Here is a 21,173-nt window from a genome sequence, read left to right as displayed (position 1 = left end):
TCAGTGCTTATGCTCGCCGATCAGGCTAAGTGAGTCGTGCTGGCGCTGGTTGGCGGCATGCAGGCGCATGATGCCCAGCATGGAGCCCGCAACGAAGAGGCCAAACAGCACGATGATGGTGTTCAGGCCCAGGTGCAGCTTGACCATCAGCGAATACACCGCCAGCATGGTCAGGATCGACAGGTTTTCGTTGAAATTCTGGACTGCGATGGAGTGGCCGGCGCTCATGAGCACGTGGCCGCGGTGCTGCAGCAAGGCGTTCATCGGCACCACGAAGAAGCCCGATAGCAGGCCGACCACCAGCAGCAGCGGATAGGCCAGGCGCACATCGTGGACAAAGATCATGCCCGTGACGATCACGCCCATCGCCACGCCCAGCGGCACGACGGACAGCGATTTGCGCAGGGAGATGAAGCGCGCCGACATGCCGGCGCCGATTGCCACGCCCACCGCCACGATGGCGATGGTGCTGGTTGCCTTGTCCAGCGCCATGCCCAGCGATTGCTTGGCCCATTCCAGTACGATGAATTGCAAGGTGGCGCCGGCGCCCCAGAACAGGGTGGTGACGGCCAGCGAAATCTGGCCCAGTTTGTCGCGCCAGAGCGTGCTGCAGCAGCCGGCGAATTCGCTGATCAGGCGCAGCGGATTGCGCTCCTGGTGCTCGTACACATAACCGGTGTCGGGAATGCGCAGGTTGAACAGCGCCGCCAGCAGGTAGGTGACGCCGACCACGGCCAGGGCGATTTTGCCGGTGGTATCGAGCCCGGTTTCGATGCCGGGGATGTCCAATTTGAGCAATGCCGCTGCAACCGGGCCGCCGATCAGGGCGCCCCCCATGGCGATGCCGAAGATGATGGAGCTGACAGTCAAGCCTTCGATCCAGCCATTGGCCACCACCAGTTTTTCCGCCGGCAGCAGTTCGGTCAGGATGCCGTACTTGGCGGGCGAATACACGGCGGCGCCAAAGCCGACGACAGCATAGGCGGCCAGCGGGTGCACGTGGTAGAAAATCAGCGCGCAACCGAAGATCTTGATCAGGTTGGAAATAAACATGACCCGGCCCTTGGGCAAGGCGTCGGCAAAGGCGCCCACAAATGCTGCCAACAGCACGTAAAACAGCACAAAAGTCAGCTTTAGCAATGGGGTAACCCATGCCGGAGCTTGCATGGTCACCAGCAGGTCGATCGCCACGATAAGCAGAGCATTGTCTGCCAGCGACGAAAAGAACTGCGCAGCCATGATGGTATAGAAACCACGATTCATTCAAGGATGCCAGATTATTATCTCGGGATGCTTTATACCATGGAAAGTAAGGTTTCCCAAGGTTTGAGCCTGCACTCTGCCGTCACAAAAGGTAAAATGCCGCATTCTTTTTTTGCCGGTTTTTGACATGCCAAGGCCAATCATTGCCCATATCCATCTCGCTGCGATGCAGCATAACCTGGAACGTGCCAAAGCCTGCGCACCGGGTGCCCAAGCCTGGGCTGTGGTCAAGGCTAATGCCTACGGCCACGGTTTGGCGCGCGGCATGCGCGGCTTCGCGGCAGCCGACGGCCTGGCGCTGATCGAGCCGGACAACGCGGTGCGCCTGCGCGAGCTGGGCTGGACCAAGCCGATCCTGCTTTTAGAGGGATGGTTCGATTCCGCCGACCTGCTGGCAATGGCGCAACACGATATCGAAGGCGCCGTGCATTGCGTCGAACAGCTGGAAATGCTGGAACGTACGCCGCTGGCCCGTCCGGTCAATGTGCACCTGAAGATGAATACCGGCATGAACCGCCTCGGTTTCAAACCTGCCGACTACGCCGCCGCCCATGCCCGCCTGCGCGCCATCGCGCATGTCGGCACGATTACCTTGATGACCCACTTCGCCAACGCCGATGAACTGCACCATCCGTGCATGCCGCTGGCCGAGCAGGTGCGCCGCTTCAATGCCGCCGCGGCCGGCCTGCCGGGAGCGCGCAGCCTGTGCAACTCGGCCGGCGTGCTGCATATGCCGGAGCTGGGCGCTGCGCTGGCGACGGACTGGATCCGCCCCGGCATCATGCTGTATGGCGGCACCCCGGGCGGCAAGACGGCCGAGGAATTCGGCCTGAAGCCGACCATGACCTTGTCCAGCGAATTGATCGGTGTGCAGGAAATCGGCCCCGGCGATTATGTCGGCTACGGCAGCCGCTTCAAGGCCGAACAGGCCATGCGCATCGGCGTGGTGGCCTGCGGCTATGCCGATGGCTATCCGCGCCACGCGCCGCTCGACACCCCGGTCCTGGTGGACGGCGTGCGCACCCGCCTGGTGGGCCGTGTATCGATGGACATGCTGACCGTCGACCTTGGCAATGTGCCGAACGCCCGCGTCGGCAGCAAGGTCGTGCTGTGGGGCGAGGGCATGCCGATCGACGATGTGGCGGCGGCGGCCGGCACCATCGGCTATGAATTGATGTGCGCGGTGGCGCCGCGTGTGCGCATGGCCGAGGCTTGAGCATGGCCAAGGCGAAAACCAATTACACCTGCAGCGAATGCGGGGGCGTCAGCAGCAAGTGGACCGGCCAGTGCTCGTCCTGCCAGCAGTGGAACACCATGGTGGAAACCGTGATCGAAGCCGCCGGCGGCAACCGCTTCTCGCAAGCCCAGCACCAGTCGCTGGCGCAGACCGCGCCCGTGCTGTCGCTGCAGGACATCGAAGCGCTGGACGTGCCGCGCTTCGGCACCGGCATCGAGGAATTCGACCGCGTGCTGGGCGGTGGCCTGGTGGCGGGCGGCGTGGTGCTGATCGGCGGCGACCCCGGCATCGGCAAGTCGACCCTGTTGCTGCAGGCGCTGGCCAATATGTCCAAGGTCAAGAGCGTGTTGTATGTCAGCGGCGAGGAATCGGGCGCCCAGATCGCGCTGCGCGCCAAGCGCCTGGCGGTCGATGCCAAGGATCTCAAGCTGCAGGCGGAAATCCAGCTCGAAAAAATCCTCGGCACCCTGGCCGATCTGAAGCCGCAGGTGGCGGTGATCGATTCGATCCAGACCGTGTATTCGGATGCGCTGGCATCCGCCCCGGGGTCGGTGGCCCAGGTGCGCGAATGCGCGGCCCAGCTGACCCGCGTCGCCAAGACGAGCGGCACCACCATCATCCTGGTCGGCCACGTGACCAAGGAGGGCGCGCTGGCGGGCCCGCGCGTGCTGGAACACATCGTCGACTGCGTGCTGTATTTCGAAGGCGACAACCATTCCAGCTTCCGCCTGGTGCGCGCGATCAAGAACCGCTTCGGCGCGGTCAATGAACTGGGCGTGTTCGCCATGACGGAAAAGGGCTTGAAGGGCGTGTCGAATCCTTCGGCCTTATTCCTGTCTTCCCATGAAAACCAGGTGCCGGGTTCCTGCGTCATGGTGACCCAGGAGGGTACGCGCCCGCTGCTGGTCGAAGTGCAGGCCCTGGTCGACACCAGCCATCTGCCCAACGCCCGCCGCCTGTCCGTCGGCCTGGAACAGAATCGCCTTGCCATGCTGCTGGCGGTGCTGCACCGCCATGCCGGCATCGCGGCCTTCGACCAGGATGTGTTCATCAACGCCGTGGGTGGGGTGAAGATTACCGAGCCGGCGGCGGACCTTGCGGTTTTGATGGCGATCAACTCATCGATGCGTAACAAGGCCTTGCCGAACGGCTTTGTGGTATTTGGTGAAGTGGGGTTGGCGGGCGAAATCCGGCCGGCGCCGCGCGGCCAGGAACGCTTGCGCGAAGCGGCCAAGCTGGGCTTCTCGATCGCCATGATTCCGAAAGCGAATGCACCGAAGCAAGCCATCGAAGGCATGACAATTATCGCGGTGGAGCGCATCGATGATGCATTTAACCGCTTGCGCGAGCTTCAGTAATATAGATTTTTACGAAATATTAGCTACAATACCAGCCTTGATCTCACACCCTACCGGACAAGAAATTGTTATTAGATTCAAGGCAAGGAGCGCGCAAGATCCTGCGCGTGCGGGCAATGATTGTGTTGGATGGCGGCGCTCCGATGGCGGCGCGTACGTTCGACCTCGGCTTGGCGGGCATTTCCCTCACTTCCGAAAATAAAGTGGAGGTGGGCGCCACCGGCCAGGTCGTGTTTGAAATGCTGGTCGATGGCAAGCCGCAGATCGTCAACACGCGCGGCAAAGTCAACAATTGCATCTTCAGCGGCAATGAATTCAAGATCGGCTTCGTCTTCTTGCCGCTCGATAACGAAGCGGCCGCAGCAATTACCAGATTCATGCGCTAATATTAGTGTATGGACTATGTGAGCAGCCTGCTAAGCACGATGTACGGAAACTCGCTGGCATTGGGAAATGCCAGCGTGGTTGGCAGCCCGTCGACCGATGTGCTGGCGCGGGTGGAGCAGGCGCTGGCGCCGCAGCGCGGTGCCGCCGCCAAGCTCAATGCAAGTTTCACGGCCAGCCAGGCGCGCTTTTCCGGCCTGGGGCAATTGCAGTCGGCGCTGGCGGTTTTCCAGGATGTGGCGGAAAGCCTTGCGGGCAGCGGGCTCAGCACGAGCGCCAGCAGTTCCGCGAAAAACGTTCTGGGGGCGGTATCCGGTCCCAAAGCCGAAGTCGGCACGCACGACATCCGCGTCAGCCAACTGGCCCAGCAGCAAATTCTCATCAGCCCCGAGGCCGATAGCGCCAATACCCCGCTGGGCACCGGTTCGCCGACGGTAATTCGCATCGGCAGCGGCAATACCAGCAAGTCCATCACCATCGATAGCCGCAACAATAGCTTGCAGGGCATTGCCGACGCACTCAAGGACGCGGGCTTCGATGCCAGCCTGGTACGCTCGAGCACCGGCACCGCACTGCAATTGCGCAGTGCCAGCGGCGAGGCCAGCAAGCTCAACATCACAGTGGCGGGCGACGCCACCATCCGCAGCCTGGTCGGCGGCCTGGAGCAAACGCAGGCGGCACAGGACGCAATCCTGACCGTGGATGGCAAGTCCATCCGTAGCGCCGGCAATAAGCTGGAGTCGGCCATTCAAGGGGTGACGCTCAATCTGGCCGCCACCGGCAATACCACCGTCACCGTCGCGCGCGACAGCAGCCAGATTGCGAAGAACGTGGACGCCTTCGTCAAAGGCTTCAATGCCTTGCAGGACCGCTTCGACAGCCTGGGCAAGGGGGCGCTGAAAGGGAACACGGCGCTGAACCAGGTGCGCAGCCAGCTTGACCAACTGGTGCGTTCGGCCGGCGGCAGCAGCGAAGCGCTCGCCAGCGCGGGTCTGAGTGTCGATAGCAATGGCCGGCTCAAGCTCGACAGCGAGAAACTGAATGCGGCAATCAGCGCCGATCCTGCCGCGGTGACAAAGCTGTTCACCAACGAGGGCAGGGGACTGGCCGACTCGCTCGGCAGCCGCCTGGATAGCCTGGCCGGCCAGCGTAGCGTGGTGGCATCTGCGTTGAAGCAGGCCGACCGCGAAGTGGAAGGGCTGCAAAGCCGCCGCTCGTCGATGGCGCAAATGCTGACGGTGCAGGCGCAAGCCCTGGTGCGCCTCTATACGCAGGACGCGCAGTTGGGCGGCCCGACCTCCCTGCTTGACCTGCTGGCCTGATCCTTAAAAAATTGAAGGCTCCGTCGGCAGGTTCGATGCGAACCTGTCGCGGAGCCTCGCTTCTGCAGAAGCGCCTTGCTACTCGTGGTAGCGATCGACCAGCTTATGATGTCCGCCGCGATACTCGGCAATAATTTCATACACGATCAGCGCGATCATGCAGCCGAATATGCCCATGGTGAACAGTGCCCACATATCAAATCAGCCAGCGTTGCCGAAGGCTGCTCCCTAGAGTTGATACAATTAAACTCTAGCAGGCAGTGATGCAATTACAAGGCCAACCGGGCGATCTATTTCATAACGAGGTCAGGCTGCATCACTGCCTTCAAATACAGGCTGGACGGGTCGCCGGGCTCGCGCTGCACAAACCACCAGGCCGCGCCTTTTTTCATCTCCCAATCGCCATCGTCGCCCATCATCAGGAGGGCGGCCGCCTGGCCCAGCGTGGGCTGGTGGCCCACCACCAGCACGGCTTCTTTCGATGACGGCCAGTTGGCCGCTTTCAGGATATCGTTGGCATCGGCGCCCGGCGCCAGGTCCGGGTGCACCTTGTATTTGCGGCCCAGTCCCGCCACCGTCTGCACGGTGCGCGTGGCAGGGCTGACCAGGATGCGGCAATTCTCCGGCAGCACCGAGTCGAGCCATTGGCCCATGCGGCGCGCCTGTTTATGCCCTTTGGAGGTCAGGCTGCGTTCCATATCGTCCAGGCCGGGGTGGCCGGGTTCGGCTTCTGCGTGGCGCCACAAGATCAGGTCCATGATTCCTCCCGTGTCCAGGCTTCAATCCGCTGGCACGTCGGCCGGCGTGCCGAGCGACTCCATCAGGTGCTGCTGGGCGCTGAAGAGCTTTTGCTTGCCGCGCGGTTTGCGGCGGTGATAGTGCCCTTGCGTATCCAGCTCCCAGGCGTTGGAGTTGTCCTTCAGGTAAGGCGTCAAACCCTCTGCGACGACGCGCCGTTTGAGTGCCCGGTCCAGGATGGGGAAGGCGACTTCAATGCGGCGCAGCAGATTGCGGTTCATCCAGTCCGCGCTGGCGAGCATGACGTCATGCGCCAGGTCGTTGCGGAAGTAATAGATGCGGCTATGTTCCAGGAAGCGGCCAATGATCGAGCGCACGCGGATATTGTCGGACAAGCCTGGCACGCCCGGCTTCAGCATGCAGGCGCCCCGTACGATCAGGTCGATCTTGACCCCGTCTTTTGATGCCGCATACAGGGCGCGGATCACCGGTTCATCGGTCAGTGCATTGATTTTAGCGATAATCCGCCCCGGACGCCCGCTTTTCGCAATTTTTGCCTCGTTCTTAATGGCTTTGATGACCTGGTCCTGCAAGGCAAACGGCGCCAGCCACAGGTGCTGCATGTGCTGCGGCTTGGTCAGGCTGGTCAGGTGCATGAACACTTCATTGACATCGCGGCCGATTGCCGGCGCGCAGGTCAGCAAGCCGAAGTCGGTATAGAACTTGGTCGTGGCCGGATGATAGTTGCCGGTGCCCAGGTGGGCGTAGTAGCCCAGGCCGCCCTCATCGCGGCGGATCACCAGGGCGATCTTGGCATGGGTCTTCAGGCCGACCACGCCGTACACCACCTGGGCGCCGGCCTGTTCCAGCTTGTCGGCCCAGTTGATATTGGCTTCCTCGTCGAAACGCGCCATCAGCTCCACCACCACGGTGACTTCCTTGCCGCTGCGGGCCGCTGCAATCAGCGCTTCCATCAGGTCGGAGTTCATGCCGGTGCGGTACACGGTCTGCTTGATCGCCACCACGGCCGGGTCGAGCGCGGCGCTGCGGATGAAATCGATCACCGTCTGGAAGCTCTGGAAGGGATGGTGCAGCAGGATGTCATGCTTGCGCAGGGTGGCGAAGATGTCGTTGTTGACGGTCTTGGCCTGCACGCCGGCCACGAAGGGCGGGAAGCGCAGCTCGGGACGGCGTGCCTGCTCCACGATTTCGTTCAACCGCACCATGTTGACCGGCCCGTCCACGCGGTACAGGCGGCTTTGGTCCAGGTTGAACTGGTCCAGCAGAAATTGGGACAGCTCCGGCGGGCAATTCTTCGCCACTTCGAGCCGCACCGAGCGGCCGTAGGCGCGTCCCTGCAGCTCGCCCTTCAGGGCCTGGCGCAGGTTCTTCACTTCATCTTCATCCACCCACAGGTCAGAATCGCGGGTAACCCGGAACTGGGAATAAGCCATGACGTCGCGCCCGGCGAACAATTCGGAAATATGGGCGTGGATGACGGAAGACAGCAGTACAAAGGAAACACCGTCTTTGGACAGGCTGTCCGGCAGCCGGATCACGCGCGGCAGCACGCGCGGCGCCTTGACGATGGCGATTGCCGTGCCGCGGCCGAAGGCATCCTTGCCGCTCAGGGCCACGATGAAATTAAGGCTCTTGTTGACGACTTGGGGGAAGGGGTGGGCCGGGTCGAGGCCGATCGGCGTCAGCAGCGGCCGTACTTCGCGGTCGAAATATTCCTTCACCCAGGCGCGCTGCGCTTCGTTGCGCTCGCTGTGCCGCACGATGCGGATGCCCTGGGCTTGCAACTCAGGCAATACCATCCGGTTGAATATTTCATACTGGGTGCGCACCAGTTCATGACATTCATTGCTGACCCGTTCCAGCGTTGCCGCCAGCACAGGGTTGCTTTCCAGGTCGCCGTCCATGCTGGCGGCGGCCAGCAGGCTAGCGACTCTGACTTCAAAGAATTCATCGAGGTTGCTGCTGACGATGCACAGGTAGCGCAGCCTTTCGAGGACGGGGATTTGGGAATCTTCCGCCTGCGCCATGACGCGGCGGTTGAACGCCAGCTGGGACAGCTCGCGGTCGAGGAAGGAAACGTGGGACTTCGTCATGCTTGTCATCTTAGCATTATTTTTAGAGGCTTAATTTAGTGTAATTGGGAAATATGACAAGTTTGTGACCTTGTTTTAAACAAAATTTTGACGTGTCATAAAGCTGTCATATTGGCGTCATAGACTGCGCAGCATTCACACCCCAACCCCTGAAAAGGACCTTTGATATGCGTATGAAACAGTTGTTGACCTCCTTCGTCGTTGGCGCTTCGGCGGCGATGACCTTCTCGACCGCTTTCGCAGCGGACATGACCGGTGCAGGCGCAACTTTCCCTTATCCGATCTATGCCAAGTGGGCTGAAGCCTACAAAGCATCCACCGGCAACGGCCTGAACTACCAGTCGGTCGGTTCCGGCGCCGGCATCAAGCAGATCAAAGCCAAGACCGTGGACTTCGGCGCCTCCGACATGCCGCTGAAAGCGGAAGAACTGGATGCCGACGGCCTGATGCAGTTCCCGGCCATCATGGGCGGTGTGGTAACCGTGGTGAACGTCGACGGCGTCACCCCTGGCCAGCTGAAACTGACCGGTCCGGTCATCGCCGATATCTACCTGGGCAAAATCACCGAGTGGAACAACCCGGCGATCGCTGCCCTGAACCCAGGCGTGAAGCTGCCAGCGACCGAAATCACCGTGGTGCACCGCTCGGACGGCTCCGGCACGTCCTTCCTGTTCACCGACTACCTGTCGAAAGTGAACCCTGAGTTCAAGACCAAGATCGGTGCCGGCACCGCGGTCAAATGGGTCACCGGCGTGGGCGGCAAGGGCAACGACGGCGTCGCCGCCAATGTGCAGCGCATCAAGGGTTCGATCGGCTACGTGGAATGGGCTTACGCCAAGAAGAACAAGATCGCGCACACCCAGCTGAAGAACAAGGACGGCAACTTCATGCAGCCGGACGACGACAACTTCAAAGCGGCCGCCGCCAACGCCGAGTGGAGCAAGACCCCGGGCTTCGGCGTGGTGCTGACCGACCAGGCTGGCAAGACCTCCTGGCCGATCACCGGCGTGTCCTACATCCTGATGCACAAGCAGCAGGCGGACGGCGTCAAGGGCAAGGAAGTCATCAAGTTCTTCGACTGGGCGTTCAAGAATGGCGACGCCGCTGCCGCGGAACTGGACTACGTGCCGCTGCCTGATTCGGTTGTCAAGCTGGTGCAAACCTCCTGGAAGGCTAACCTGAAGGATGCTTCCGGCAAGGCGCTGTACTGATCTTCCGCAAACCGGTAAACCGGTGTCAGACCCGCAGGGTCTGACACCACCTCGCCGGTTTGTACGAGGAAGTTAAGCGGGGCGGCTTACGAGAGGCCTCCCCGGTTAGCTAACCATACAATAAATCATGAGTGCAGAAATCACCTCACCGTCCTCCCTCCAGTTACCGGAGCCAGCCACAATGAGTGCATCCGTAGCTGCCCTGCAATCCGTGGTGCGCAAGCAGCGCATCCAGGATTGGTTCTTCCACAAAATCACAATGGTGTTCGCCCTGTCCGTACTGCTGGTACTGGCGGGCATTATTGTTTACCTGGCGGTCGGTGCCTGGCCTGCGTTTGAGCATTTCGGCCCGGCCTTCTTCACCACCGTCGAGTGGGATCCCGTCAACGACAACTTCGGCGCGGCCATCGCCATTTACGGCACCCTGGTTACCTCCGGGCTGGCGCTGCTGATCGCTTTCCCGGTCAGCTTCGGCATTGCGCTGTTCCTGACGGAAGTCTGCCCGGTCTGGCTGCGCCGCCCGCTGGGCACGGCCATCGAGCTGCTGGCCGGCGTGCCGTCGATCATTTACGGCATGTGGGGCCTGTTCGTGTTCGCCCCCCTGTTCGGCGACTATGTCCAGCCCTTCCTCAAGTCGACCCTGGGCGCGCTGCCCTGGATCGGCATGCTGTTCAAGGGCCCGACCATGGGCATCGGCATCCTGACCGCTGCCGTGATCCTGGCTGTAATGATCATTCCCTTCATCTCCTCGGTGATGCGCGATGTGTTCGAAATCGTGCCGGCCGTGCTGAAGGAGTCGGCTTATGGCCTGGGCTGCACCCGCTGGGAAGTGGTGCGCAAGGTGGTCCTGCCTTACGCCAAGACCGGCGTGGTGGGCGGCGTCATGCTGGGCCTGGGCCGCGCCCTGGGCGAGACCATGGCGGTGACCTTCGTGATCGGCAACGCCAACGAGCTGAAGCCGTCCCTGTTCGCGGCTGGCGCCAGCATCACCTCGACCCTGGCCAATGAATTCGCCGAAGCGACCAGCAAGCTGCACGTGTCCTCGCTGTACGCCCTGGCCTTCATCCTGTTTGTGATTACGTTTGTCGTCCTGTCCGCCGCCAAGCTGATGTTGTTGAGTATGTCCCGCAAGGAGGGCGTGAAATAATGAATGCAGCAATGAATCCCGTCTACCGCAAACGCCTGTTCTGGCACCGCGTCGGCATGGCGCTGTCGGTGGGCGCCATGTCCGTCGGCCTGATTGCCTTGCTCTGGATCCTGGCGACCTTGCTGTCCAAAGGTTTCGCGGCGCTCAGCCTCGACATCTTCACCGGCGATACCCCGACCGCCGACGCAGTGGGCGGCGGCTTGCGCAACGCCATCGTCGGCAGCCTAATGATGGTCGGGGTTTCGACCCTGGTCGCAACGCCGGTCGGCATCCTGGCCGGCACTTACCTGGCCGAATACGGCGAGGACAGCAAGCTGGCGCAGATCACCCGTTTCGTGACCGATGTGATGCTGTCGGCGCCGTCGATCGTGATCGGCATGTTCATCTGGGCCATCTACGTCGACAAGGTCAAGCACTTCTCCGGCTATGCCGGTTCGCTGGCCCTGGCTTTAATCGCCATCCCGGTGGTGGTGCGCACGACCGACAATATGCTGAAGCTGGTGCCCAACTCCCTGCTGGAAGCGGCCTTCGCCCTGGGCGCGCCGCGCTGGAAGGTGGCCTTGCTGGTGCGCCTGCGCGCCGTCAAGGCGGGCGTCATGACCGGCGTACTGCTGGCGGTGGCCCGCATCACCGGCGAAACCGCGCCGCTGCTCTTCACTGCCTTCAACAACCAGTTCTACAGCGCCGACATGAACCAGTCCATGGCCAACCTGCCGGTGGTGATGAACCAGTTCGCCATGAGCGCCTTCGACAACTGGCGCACCCTGGCATGGGGCGGCGCATTGATCGTCACCTTTAGCGTCCTGGCACTGAATATCCTGTCGCGCACCGTGTTCGCGCAAAAAGCACCAAAATAACGAGTACAGATCATGACCCAAGCAAGCAAAATCATTGAAATCTCCGGCCTGAATTTCTACTACGGCAAGACCCGCAGCCTGCATAACGTGAACCTGGACATCCACGAAAAGAAGGTGACCGCCTTCATCGGCCCGTCCGGCTGCGGCAAATCCACCTTGCTGCGCACCCTGAACCGCATGTACGACCTGTACCCGGGCCAGCGTGCCGAAGGCGCCATCCGCTACCGTGGCCGCAACATCCTGGAAGCAGGCCTGGACGTGAACATGCTGCGCGCCAAAGTGGGTATGGTGTTCCAGAAGCCGACCCCGTTCCCGATGTCGATCTACGACAATATCGCCTTCGGCGTGCGCCTGTACGAAGACCTGTCGAAGGGCGAGATGGACGAGCGCGTCGAATGGGCGCTGAAAAAAGCGGCGTTGTGGGGCGAGGTGAAGGACAAGCTGGCCAAGAGCGGCCTGTCGCTGTCCGGCGGCCAGCAGCAGCGCCTGTGCATCGCGCGCGGCGTGGCGGTGAAGCCGGACGTCCTGCTGCTGGACGAGCCGACGTCCGCGCTGGACCCGATTTCCACCTCCAAGATCGAAGAACTGATCTCCGAGCTGAAAGAGGACTACACGATTGCCATCGTGACCCACAATATGCAGCAGGCGGCGCGCTGCTCCGACTACACCGCCTATATGTACCTGGGCGAGCTGGTGGAGTTCGGCGAAACCGACCAGATCTTCATGAATCCTGCGCGTAAAGAAACCCAGGACTACATCACCGGCCGCTTCGGCTAATTAAAACTACATATATCGGAGAGATACTGCCATGATGGGCGAACATTCTTCCAAAGCTTACGACACCGAACTCGAAGGCATCCGTTCCAAAGTGCTGCTGATGGGCGGCATGGTCGAGACCATGTTCCTGGACGCCATGACCTGCTTCCGCATCGGCAATGTGGAGCGCGCCGAGCGCGTGATCGCCGAAGACGGCAACGTCAACCAGCTGGAAGTACAGCTGGACGACCAGTGCAGCCACTTGATCGTAAAACGCCAGCCGACCGCCAACGACCTGCGCACCGTGATGGCGACGCTGAAGGTGATCACCGACCTGGAACGCATCGGCGACGAAGCGGCCAAGATCGCGCGCATCGCCAAGGCCCTGCACGCGCGCGGCGCCGTGACCCTGAACCACTACGAAATGGTGCGCACCATCGCCACCGCCACCAGCGACTTGCTGCACGACGCGCTGGACGCTTTCGCGCGCGGCGACCAGAAACAGGCGCTGGAACTGATCGCCCAGGACGCGGTGATCGACCATGAGTACCGCTCCATCATGCGCAACCTGATTACCTTCATGATGGAAGATCCGCGTACAATCTCGGCAGCGCTGGATACGATGTGGGTGGCCAAGGCCGTCGAACGCATCGGCGACCACGCCAAGAATATCGCCGAATACGTGATCTACGTGGTGGAGGGCAGGGATATCCGCCATACCCACGCAGCGACCCAGGAAGCAGCAAAATAAATAATGGCATCCGATAAAACGACAGTACTGATTGTTGAAGACGAACCGGCGATCGTCGAGCTGGTCAGGTTCTCGCTGCGGGAAGCGGGCTGGAACTGCGTGGTGGCGCAAAGCACGCAGGAAGCATGGGAAGCCATGCAGACCCGCACCCCGCAACTGGTGCTGCTGGACTGGATGCTGCCCGACCAGAGCGGCCTGCGCCTGCTGGCGCGCATCCGCGGCGACCGCCATTTCGCCGGCGTGCCGGTCATCATGCTGACCGCGAAAAGCATGGAAGAGGACAAGCTGGCCGGCTTGAACGGCGGCGCCGACGACTACATCACCAAGCCGTTCTCGCCGCGCGAGCTGCTGGCCCGATCGCGCGCGCTGCTGCGCCGCAAGAGCCCCGAGCTGGCGGAAACCCAGCTCAAGGCCGGCCCGGTGGTGCTGGACCCGGTCAGCTGCACCGTGTCGATGCACGAGAATAAGATCGATATCGGCCATGCCGAGTACAAGCTGCTGAAATTCTTCATGGCGCACCCGGAGCGGGTCTTCTCGCGCAGCCAGCTGCTGGACAAGGTGTGGGGCGACCATGTGGTGATTGAGGAGCGCACGGTGGACGTCCACGTGCTGCGCCTGCGCAAGGCGCTGAAGGAGGCCGAGCACCTGATCAAGACCGTGCGCAGCGTGGGGTATATGTTGACCGAGAAGTCATGAATCCAAAAGTCGTGTTCTGGGTGCCGGTCGCGCTGCGGCTGGCTTTTCTGTTGGGCGGCGCCGGCCTGGTGTGGTGGTGGTTCGGCCTGGCGGCCGGCGTGGCCACGGCCTTTGCCGGCGTGCTGGCGGCGGTCTTCATTCAACTCAAATACCTGTACCAGCTGAGCGAATGGCTGGAAAAGCCCGAATCGGGCCGCCTGCCGGACGGCTGGGGCGAGTGGACCAATATCTTTTCGCGCCTGTACCGCCTGCGCCGCGACGACGAGAAGAACCAGGCCGAATTGACCGAGTGGCTGGCGCGCTTCCGCCAGGCCATGCACCTGCTGCCGGATGGCGTGGTGATCATGGACGATGTGCTGTTCCTGGAATGGTGCAATCCGGCGGCCGAGCAGCACCTGGGCCTGCAGCAGGCGCGCGACAAGGGAATGCGGGTGACCAATCTGGTGCGCAGCCCCGACTTCATGGATTACCTGATCCTGGGCCGCTACGACCAGCCGCTGACCCTGAATTTCCGGGGCCGCAAGCTGGTGGCGCATATCATTCCGTTCGAAAACCGGCGCCAGATCCTGGTCACGCACGATATCACCGAGACCCAGCGTGCCGAGATGATGCGGCGCGACTTCATCGCCAACGCTTCGCACGAGCTGCGCACGCCGCTGACCGTGATCGCCGGCTTCCTGGAAATCGCCGCGTCGATGGAGCTCGATCCTGAGACCCGCGCCGCCCACCTGAAGCTGATGACCGAGCAAAGCCACCGCATGCAGCACCTGATCGAGGACATGCTGACGCTGTCGCGCCTGGAATCGGTCGACCATCCGATGCGGCCGGAACACGTCAATATTCCGGCGCTGCTGGAGCGTGTGCTGCACGAGGCGCGCGCGCTGTCGGGCGGCAAGCATGAGATTTCGCTGGAAGTGAATGGCGGCGATGTCATGGGCAATATGGACGAACTGCATAGCGCCTTCGGCAATCTGGCCTCGAATGCGGTGCGCTATACGCCGGCCGGCGGGACGATCCGCCTGCGCTGGGAGGATACGCCGAGCGGGGTGCAGTTCCAGGTGCAGGATACGGGGATCGGCATCAGCCCCGAGCATATTTCGCGCCTGACCGAACGCTTCTACCGGGTCGACAAGAGCCGTTCGCGCGAGACGCAGGGGACGGGCCTGGGCCTGGCCATTGTCAAGCATGTGCTGCTGCGCCATAGCGGCAAGCTGAATATCAGTTCCGAGCCGGGGCAGGGCAGTACGTTCACGGTCAGCCTGCCAAAATCCTCGGCGTCGACCACGATGGAACCGGCGCAAGCCGCCTGATTTTCCCCGCTGGCGAGGGCGAAAAGTGGACATTTCCTGCAAAAATGTCCACTTTTCTTCCTGACCCCAGGTGGGACAAACGCTGCCTTGAGGTAAAATCTGCTCGCCCTAATTCTCAAGCTCTCACGCAGACCAACCATTACATGCAGCTGAAACGTTTCGCTTTTGCTATCCTGGCCGCCGCGGCGCTTGCCGGGTGCCAGACCACTACGCCGACCACCGTATCCACCGACCTGCCGCCGCCTGTTAAAGCGACCGATGTGCCGCTGGTGTCCGTTGAGCCTCCTGTACAGCAGCCGGTGCAGCCGCCCGCGCCGCCTGTCCAGCGCAAGGTGAAGATCGGCCTCGCCCTCGGTGGCGGCGCCGCGCGCGGCTTCGCCCATATCGGCGTGATCAAGGCCCTGGAATCCCAGGGTATCGTGCCCGATATCGTGGTCGGCACCAGTGCCGGTTCCGTGGTCGGCGCGCTGTATGCGGCGGGCAACGATGCCAAGGCCCTGCAGAAGATGGCCGTTGAGCTGGACGAGTCGGCGATCTCGGACTGGGCGCTGCCCTTGTTCAGCAAGTCGTCCGGCGTGCTGAAAGGCGAGGCCCTGCAGACTTTCGTCAATAAGGCGGTCCATAATGTGACCTTGGAAAAGCTGAAGATCCCGTTCGGCGCGGTGGCGTCCGACCTGAAGACCGGCCAGCCGATCCTGTTCCAGCGCGGTAATACCGGCATGGCCGTGCGCGCCAGCTCGGCGGTGCCGGGCGTGTTCCAGCCGGTGAAGATCGGCGACCGTACCTATGTCGACGGCGGCCTGGTGGCGCCGGTGCCGGTGCGCTTCGCACGCGAAATGGGGGCGGAGTTCATCATCGCGGTGAATATCTCGACCCAGGCCGATACCCAGGCCACCACGTCTTCGCTGGAGGTCATCATGCAGACCTTCTCCATCATGGGCCAGCGCATCAACCAGCTGGAGTTGCGCGATGCCGATATCGTGATCCAGCCGCCGCTGGGCAAGATGGGCTCCGCTGAATTCACCAACCGCACCGGCGCCATGCAGGCCGGCGAGAAGGCAACCATGGCCGTGATGGCGCAACTGAAGCAGAAGCTGAAGGCGCGCCGCGAAACCCCGGCCCCATGATAAAGAGGAAATACCAAGAATGACCACCAAGCCAGTGCTGTCCCTGGACGACATCAAGAAAATCGCCGTTGGCGCCGAAGCGGAAGCGCTCAAGAACAATTGGGCAGTCACCATTGCCATCGTCGACGATGGCGGCCACCTGCTGTGGCTGCAGCGCCTGGACGGCGCGGCGCCGCTGTCTTCCCATATCGCGCCGGCCAAGGCGCGCGTGGCCGCCCTGGGCCGCCGCGAATCCAAGGTGTACGAAGACATGATCAATGGCGGCCGTACTTCCTTCGTCGGCGTGCCGATGGTTGAGGCGCCGCTGGAAGGCGGCGTCAACATCGTGGTCGACGGCCATACCATCGGCGCCATCGGCGTCTCGGGCGTGAAATCCAGCGAGGATGCCCAGATCGCCAAGGCCGGCATCGCCGCCCTGGGCTGATCTTCCGCCAGCCGCTGCGGCCGATGGCGCCTTAGCGGCTGAGCGGCGCCAGGATGGCCTGGGATGCCAGGTCGCGCCGCACCCGCTCGAGTTCCGGCCGCAGGGCCGCATACAGCTCGGGCGTACATTGACTTCTGTCGTAATGCGTTTCGAAGTGGCGCTGCACACGCACGCCGTCGCCCTGGCGCTGGTAGTGCGCCCGGTACTCCATTTGCCCGGTACGGATCGCCAGGTCCGCAGGCAGCGACTGGAACGTCATCCCGGCCGGCAGTTCGACGCCGATGTCTTCGTCGGCCACCTGGTTCAGGCAGACATAAGGTTGGGTGCGCACAGGTTCGCTTGCCAGGTTGCCGACCAGCGCGAGCAGCTTGCGCGTCGCACTGGCGAGCACCACCCCGGAGGCACTGCCGGTGTCGGCGAAATCGGCCGCCCTGCCGCGATAGGAGAGGTGCTCCTCGTCTTTGCTCCAGGCAAAGTGGACCCTGCCTTCCCCCTGCTGATCATCCCGCAGCAGGAGCTTGCGGAACAGCTGGCCGCGTTCCGTGGGCGTGATCGCCTCGGCTTCCTTGCGCACATTCTCGCTCCCCACGCCGCCGAATACGACTTCGCCATCCATCCTGGCTGCGCCATTTGCAGCGATGCGCACGCGCGTGTTTTCCCTCAGGGTGTCGAGCATCGTGGGCGGGGTGTGGCCGCGTTGGCCGGTCTTGGTCAGGAGGGTGTCCTTGTCGGTATCGCCTAGGGGCAACTGGCCTGCGCGCGTGTTGGCCGACGTGGAATCAAGGTACAGGTCCAGCGCTGGAATATACGTGATGACGTGGTTCAGGTTTTGCGGCGCGCTGGGGAGGCGGAAGGCGTTGCCGTAATTGATCAGGGCCGGCGTGCTGCCGATGCCGGCCGACGTCAGCAAGGCTTCCAGCAGGGCGACGTGATCCTTGCAGTCGCCGTAGCGGTGGGCCAGGACGTCGCGGGCCGCGCGCGGCACCACGCCGCCCGTGCCGATGTTCTGCGCCACATAGCGGATATTGGCGCGCACCCATTCGCTCAAGGCCAGCGCCTTGGCGCGCGGATCGCTCATGCCGGCGGAGAGTTTGCGTGCCAGCGCCGCGATTTCCGGCGTCGGTTGCGCTTTGTCGCTGGCGCGCGCCTGGTAGGCCGCCGCCAGTTCGCTGTAATCGCGGAAGGTTGACACGCTGAGGGAGTTGCCGAAGTCCCCGTAATCGACCGCATCCGATTCCATGCGCGGCATCGGGAATCGGTCCATGGTCCAGCGGTACAGCGTGCGTCCGGCCTGCTGTAGCGGCGCGTCGGCGCTGAAGCCGCGCGCCTCGGCTTGCAGGAAACGGCCTGCCGGAAGCTCGACTTCGACGGCGATGTCGCCCCGGCCGCCCAGGTTGGGCATGAGTTGAAACGCCAGATGTCCGGGGTGCTGCTGTTCGCGGCTGTGAATATGCGCGTGGTAGTGCACGCGGTCGCCCGCCTCGACTTCCGGGAAGCTGATGACCTTTTGGCGGGTGTCGGACAAGCCCTCGCCGGTGTAGCCACCTTCCTGGTCGGTGATGGCGGCGACTGGTACAGGAACGCGGCGGCCGTCGGCTTTCTCGGTCCAGGCGTCGCTGATTTCCACGCTGTCGAACGTGGCGCTGTAGGCGATGATGTGGCGCGCCAGGCCGGCGATCGCGCTGGATTCGGCAATGTAATACTGGGTGTCGATTTCCCGGTCGCTGCTGCCGTCATCTTTCAGGACCGTGCGCAGCAGGAGCTTTTCCTGCGAATACGCGGTGCTGGTCATGTCGTCCTCTGCCTTGGCACCGGGCGCCTGGCTGCGCGGCGCGGCGCTGCTTTCGACGATCAGTTGCTTGCGCAGGTCGGCGGCAATCGCGTCCAGGGCCGGCCGCGCCGAGGCGTGGTCTTGTGGCGTGCAAACGGGGGACGGCGGATGCCAGAGCAGGCGCCGTGCGACGCGGATCTTGCTGCCTTCGCGCGCGTAGCTGGAGCTGTATTCGAGCTGGCGGTTGTGCAGGACCAGATCCGGCGGCAGCGCGCCGGCTGCCACGCCTTCGCCCAGTTCGAGGGTGGTGGTCTCTTCGATTTCATCGCCGGTACAGACAAAAGGCTGGGTGCGCACCGGCTCCTTGCGCAGATAGGCAATGGATTCGCCGATCCTGCCCACAATACCGGCGTTGGTGGGGATGCCAGCCTTGCCCGGGAAGGCGGCGAATTCTCCGACATGCGCCTGGTAACTGGCGGTGTAGTCAGACGCGTTGCCATTGACATCGCCGGGCTCGATCGAACCGGTGCCGGACCAGCCGCGCCCGGCCAATTGCGCCTTCAGGCGCTGCGCCAGCTGCGCCGCCGGCACGCCGCGCAGGGCGCCGCGCTGCTGGTCCGCTTTCACCCCAAGGTGGCGCGCACGCGTGCTGAGGTCGGCCGCGCCGTCGCTGCCCAGGCGGATCGTGCTGTCATACAGGCTGACGCTGCGTTGCGAGGCGCGCGTGCGGGCGATTTTGCCGGTGGAGGCCAGCAGCACGGGTTTGTCCAGCAGGCTCTCGCTCAGGTAGCCGGTGCCGATGGCGTTCTCCATCGGGTCCACGTACAGGTCCAGGCTCGGCAGGTAAGCAATGGCACGGTACAGTACATCCGGCGACGGAGCCTGCGGCAAGCTGCCGACAGCGTCCTGGTTGACCAGGGCCGGCGTGCAGTCGATCTTTTGCGCGGCCAGCAGGGCGCGCAGCAGGACCAGGGTGTCGCGTTCGTCGGCGTAACGGTTGGCCAGCACTTCTTCGGCCGTGTGCGGCGCCAGGCGCTTGGCGTCGTTCAGGTCGATCGGCACATGGCGGATATTGCTGCGCACCCAGCCGATGATGGCGTCGGCCTTGCTGCGCGCGCTCCTGGCGTCGCCGACGATGGCGCTGGCTTTCTCTTCAATGTCGGGCGTGACGCGCGCCGCCGGCTCGATCACGTCGAAATAGGTTTTGGCCAATGCCGCGTAATTCGGGAAGGTGCTGACGTACAGGCGGTCGTACAGTTCCAGGCCGTTGATGGCGCCTGCCTCGTGGTGCGTTACCGGATGCGATGCATAGTCCCAATGGTAAAACAGGCGCCCGCCGCGCCGTACCGGCGGTGCGGCGCGGAAGCCCCGGTTGTCGCTCAGGAGGGGCATCGTCTCCGGGAGGTCGATGTCGATCGTCCGCTGGCGGTAGTCTGTGGTGCCGACCGGGAAGTAAAGAACGAAATGATTGGGAAAGAGGGCTTGGCGATACTGGCTGCGATAGCGGTAGACCAGGCGGTCGCCTGCCGCCACACCGGGGAAGAGCACCAGCTTCTGGCGCTGGTCCACATACTCGGGCGCGGCCAGCGAAACATTGGTTTGTATTTCGCGCACGGCGGCCAGGTCCACCGGCAGCTTGCGGCCGTCCTTTTTCAGGGTATATGCCTCGAGTATCTGCATGTTGCCGAAAGGCGGGTTGTAGGTGAAAGCGCGGGTTGCCGCGGCGGCGACAGCGTGCGGAGCATTCACGCGAAGGGTCGTCTCGATTTCCTCGACGAAGCTGCCGTCGGACTCGACGTGCCAGCGTTCCACGGTGCGCTCATAGGTCATGGTGGTGTCGCGGCTGTCTTCGCGGTTGGCGGCGCCGGCAAGGCAGGGGAGGAGCAGGAGGGCAAGGTACAGGTTTCGCATAGCCGGGCAGTGTAGGTGTTACGTGACTAATTTGGCAAGATTGCGAATGTGTAAAGATGCTCTGATGTTGCTAAAGCGCACATTGCTTGTAATTGTGGAAATATGTTACTAGTATTCAAGCATGAAGCTGTTCCTCGCCTTGCTGCTGCTCCTGCCGCTTCCGCTGTGGGCGGATGGGTTGCGCTTGTCGGTCATCGCGCACAACCCTACGCATGAGGAGGTCTGGCGGGTGGTGCAGGCGGCGGCGCAGCGGGCCGGCATTCCGGCGCAGGCGCGCGCCGTGCCGGCCGAGCGCGCGCTGGCCCTGGCCAATAGCGGCGCCACCGACGGCGATGTCGGCCGCATCGAAGGACTGGACCAGCAGTACCGCAACCTGGTCCGGGTGCCGGAGCCCGTCTACCACTACTCGGCGTTTGCCTTTGCCCTCACCAAGCTGGACGTGGGCGCTGGCTGGGACGACTTGCGCGGCCATACCGTCTGCATCCGGCGCGGCATCAAGCTGTTCGAATTGCGTACCGGGGGCATGCGCCGCCAGTTGCTGGACGACGAGGTGTCGGTCATGCGCATGCTGCGCAGCGGCGGCTGCGAATTGGCGCTGCTGGAGCCGAACAATCCTGCGGTGAAGGCGGAGATGGCGGCGCATCCGCCGCTGTACCAATTGCAGCCGCCATTGGAAGTCACGCCACTCTACCTCTACTTGCATAAACGCCACGCTGGGCTGGTGCCGCGCTTCGCGGAAGCTTTGAAGCAAATGCGGCAGGACGGTACACTGCAGAAAATCCTCAACGATTGAATC

Annotated in this window: 17 protein-coding genes and 1 pseudogene; 14 read left to right on the top strand and 4 right to left on the bottom strand. The window is 62.9% G+C overall.

Features of this window, described 5'->3' with window-relative positions; genetic code table 11:
• Positions 1-1,263: a lysophospholipid transporter LplT gene (gene lplT / locus H597_RS0120740; protein WP_028103810.1), complete on the bottom strand. Its 1,263-nt coding sequence runs from the start codon at positions 1,261-1,263 to the stop codon at positions 1-3.
• A 127-nt stretch (positions 1,264-1,390) separates the two neighbouring features.
• On the opposite strand from lplT, the gene alr reads away from it, so the two are divergent.
• From alr to fliD, 4 genes are all read left to right on the top strand, one after another.
• Positions 1,391-2,479: an alanine racemase gene (gene alr, locus H597_RS0120735; RefSeq protein ID WP_028103809.1), complete on the top strand. Its 1,089-nt coding sequence runs from the start codon at positions 1,391-1,393 to the stop codon at positions 2,477-2,479.
• Between the two features lie 2 nt (positions 2,480-2,481).
• The gene (gene radA, locus H597_RS0120730) at positions 2,482-3,858 is read left to right on the top strand and encodes a DNA repair protein RadA (RefSeq protein ID WP_028103808.1); all 1,377 of its coding nucleotides are present in this window, start codon (positions 2,482-2,484) and stop codon (positions 3,856-3,858) included.
• A 65-nt stretch (positions 3,859-3,923) separates the two neighbouring features.
• Entirely contained in the window at positions 3,924-4,244 is a 321-nt protein-coding gene (locus H597_RS0120725) for a PilZ domain-containing protein (protein WP_051293967.1), read from the top strand.
• A gap of 9 nt (positions 4,245-4,253) precedes the next feature.
• On the top strand, positions 4,254-5,564 hold the full coding sequence (gene fliD / locus H597_RS0120720) for a flagellar filament capping protein FliD (RefSeq protein WP_051293966.1): 1,311 nt from the start codon (positions 4,254-4,256) through the stop codon (positions 5,562-5,564).
• A gap of 290 nt (positions 5,565-5,854) precedes the next feature.
• On the opposite strand, the gene sixA is transcribed toward fliD, so the two are convergent.
• Together sixA and ppk1 are read right to left on the bottom strand one after the other, a co-directional pair.
• The gene (sixA, locus tag H597_RS0120710) at positions 5,855-6,322 is read right to left on the bottom strand and encodes a phosphohistidine phosphatase SixA (protein ID WP_028103805.1); all 468 of its coding nucleotides are present in this window, start codon (positions 6,320-6,322) and stop codon (positions 5,855-5,857) included.
• A gap of 21 nt (positions 6,323-6,343) precedes the next feature.
• Positions 6,344-8,428, bottom strand: a pseudogene (gene ppk1, locus H597_RS0120705) (polyphosphate kinase 1); the annotation flags it as partial.
• A gap of 155 nt (positions 8,429-8,583) precedes the next feature.
• On the opposite strand from ppk1, the gene pstS reads away from it, so the two are divergent.
• The 9 genes from pstS (at position 8,584) to H597_RS0120660 (ending at position 16,695) form a co-directional block, all read left to right on the top strand.
• Positions 8,584-9,627: a phosphate ABC transporter substrate-binding protein PstS gene (pstS, locus tag H597_RS0120700; RefSeq protein WP_028103803.1), complete on the top strand. Its 1,044-nt coding sequence runs from the start codon at positions 8,584-8,586 to the stop codon at positions 9,625-9,627.
• A gap of 181 nt (positions 9,628-9,808) precedes the next feature.
• The gene (gene pstC / locus H597_RS0120695) at positions 9,809-10,774 is read left to right on the top strand and encodes a phosphate ABC transporter permease subunit PstC (protein WP_028103802.1); all 966 of its coding nucleotides are present in this window, start codon (positions 9,809-9,811) and stop codon (positions 10,772-10,774) included.
• Positions 10,774-11,631, top strand: coding sequence for a phosphate ABC transporter permease PstA (pstA, locus tag H597_RS0120690; RefSeq protein WP_035374830.1), 858 nt, complete (start codon positions 10,774-10,776; stop codon positions 11,629-11,631). The genes pstC and pstA overlap by 1 nt, the downstream gene beginning before the upstream one ends.
• Positions 11,632-11,643: 12 nt before the next feature.
• Complete coding sequence (gene pstB, locus H597_RS0120685) at positions 11,644-12,408, top strand: phosphate ABC transporter ATP-binding protein PstB (RefSeq protein WP_051293965.1); 765 nt, start codon at positions 11,644-11,646, stop codon at positions 12,406-12,408.
• Between the two features lie 31 nt (positions 12,409-12,439).
• The gene (gene phoU, locus H597_RS0120680; protein WP_028103799.1) at positions 12,440-13,138 is read left to right on the top strand and encodes a phosphate signaling complex protein PhoU; all 699 of its coding nucleotides are present in this window, start codon (positions 12,440-12,442) and stop codon (positions 13,136-13,138) included.
• 3 nt (positions 13,139-13,141) lie between these two features.
• Positions 13,142-13,834 carry a phosphate regulon transcriptional regulator PhoB gene (gene phoB / locus H597_RS0120675; protein ID WP_028103798.1) on the top strand — a complete coding sequence of 231 codons (693 nt, stop codon included), beginning with the start codon at positions 13,142-13,144 and terminating at the stop codon, positions 13,832-13,834.
• Positions 13,831-15,144 (top strand): phosphate regulon sensor histidine kinase PhoR, encoded by a 1,314-nt coding sequence (phoR, locus tag H597_RS0120670; RefSeq protein WP_028103797.1) that lies wholly within the window; start codon positions 13,831-13,833, stop codon positions 15,142-15,144. The genes phoB and phoR overlap by 4 nt, the downstream gene beginning before the upstream one ends.
• Before the next feature lie 143 nt (positions 15,145-15,287).
• Positions 15,288-16,271 carry a patatin-like phospholipase family protein gene (locus H597_RS0120665; RefSeq protein ID WP_028103796.1) on the top strand — a complete coding sequence of 328 codons (984 nt, stop codon included), beginning with the start codon at positions 15,288-15,290 and terminating at the stop codon, positions 16,269-16,271.
• Between the two features lie 19 nt (positions 16,272-16,290).
• Positions 16,291-16,695: a GlcG/HbpS family heme-binding protein gene (locus H597_RS0120660; RefSeq protein ID WP_028103795.1), complete on the top strand. Its 405-nt coding sequence runs from the start codon at positions 16,291-16,293 to the stop codon at positions 16,693-16,695.
• 31 nt (positions 16,696-16,726) lie between these two features.
• Here H597_RS0120660 and H597_RS0120655 read toward each other — a convergent pair whose 3' ends face one another.
• A complete protein-coding gene (locus H597_RS0120655; protein WP_028103794.1) occupies positions 16,727-20,377 on the bottom strand; it encodes a transglutaminase family protein in 3,651 nt (1,216 codons plus the stop codon).
• A gap of 121 nt (positions 20,378-20,498) precedes the next feature.
• Between H597_RS0120655 and H597_RS0120650 the strand changes: the two genes are divergently transcribed.
• Positions 20,499-21,170 carry a substrate-binding periplasmic protein gene (locus H597_RS0120650; RefSeq protein ID WP_028103793.1) on the top strand — a complete coding sequence of 224 codons (672 nt, stop codon included), beginning with the start codon at positions 20,499-20,501 and terminating at the stop codon, positions 21,168-21,170.
• The last annotated feature ends 3 nt before the right edge of the window (positions 21,171-21,173 follow it).

The sequence above is a fragment of the Pseudoduganella violaceinigra DSM 15887 genome, from assembly GCF_000425385.1.
In the GTDB taxonomy this organism is placed as follows: Bacteria; Pseudomonadota; Gammaproteobacteria; order Burkholderiales; family Burkholderiaceae_D; genus Rugamonas; species Rugamonas violaceinigra.
Note: the sequence above shows the minus strand (reverse complement) of the source record. Positions and strands in the feature narration are given on the sequence as shown.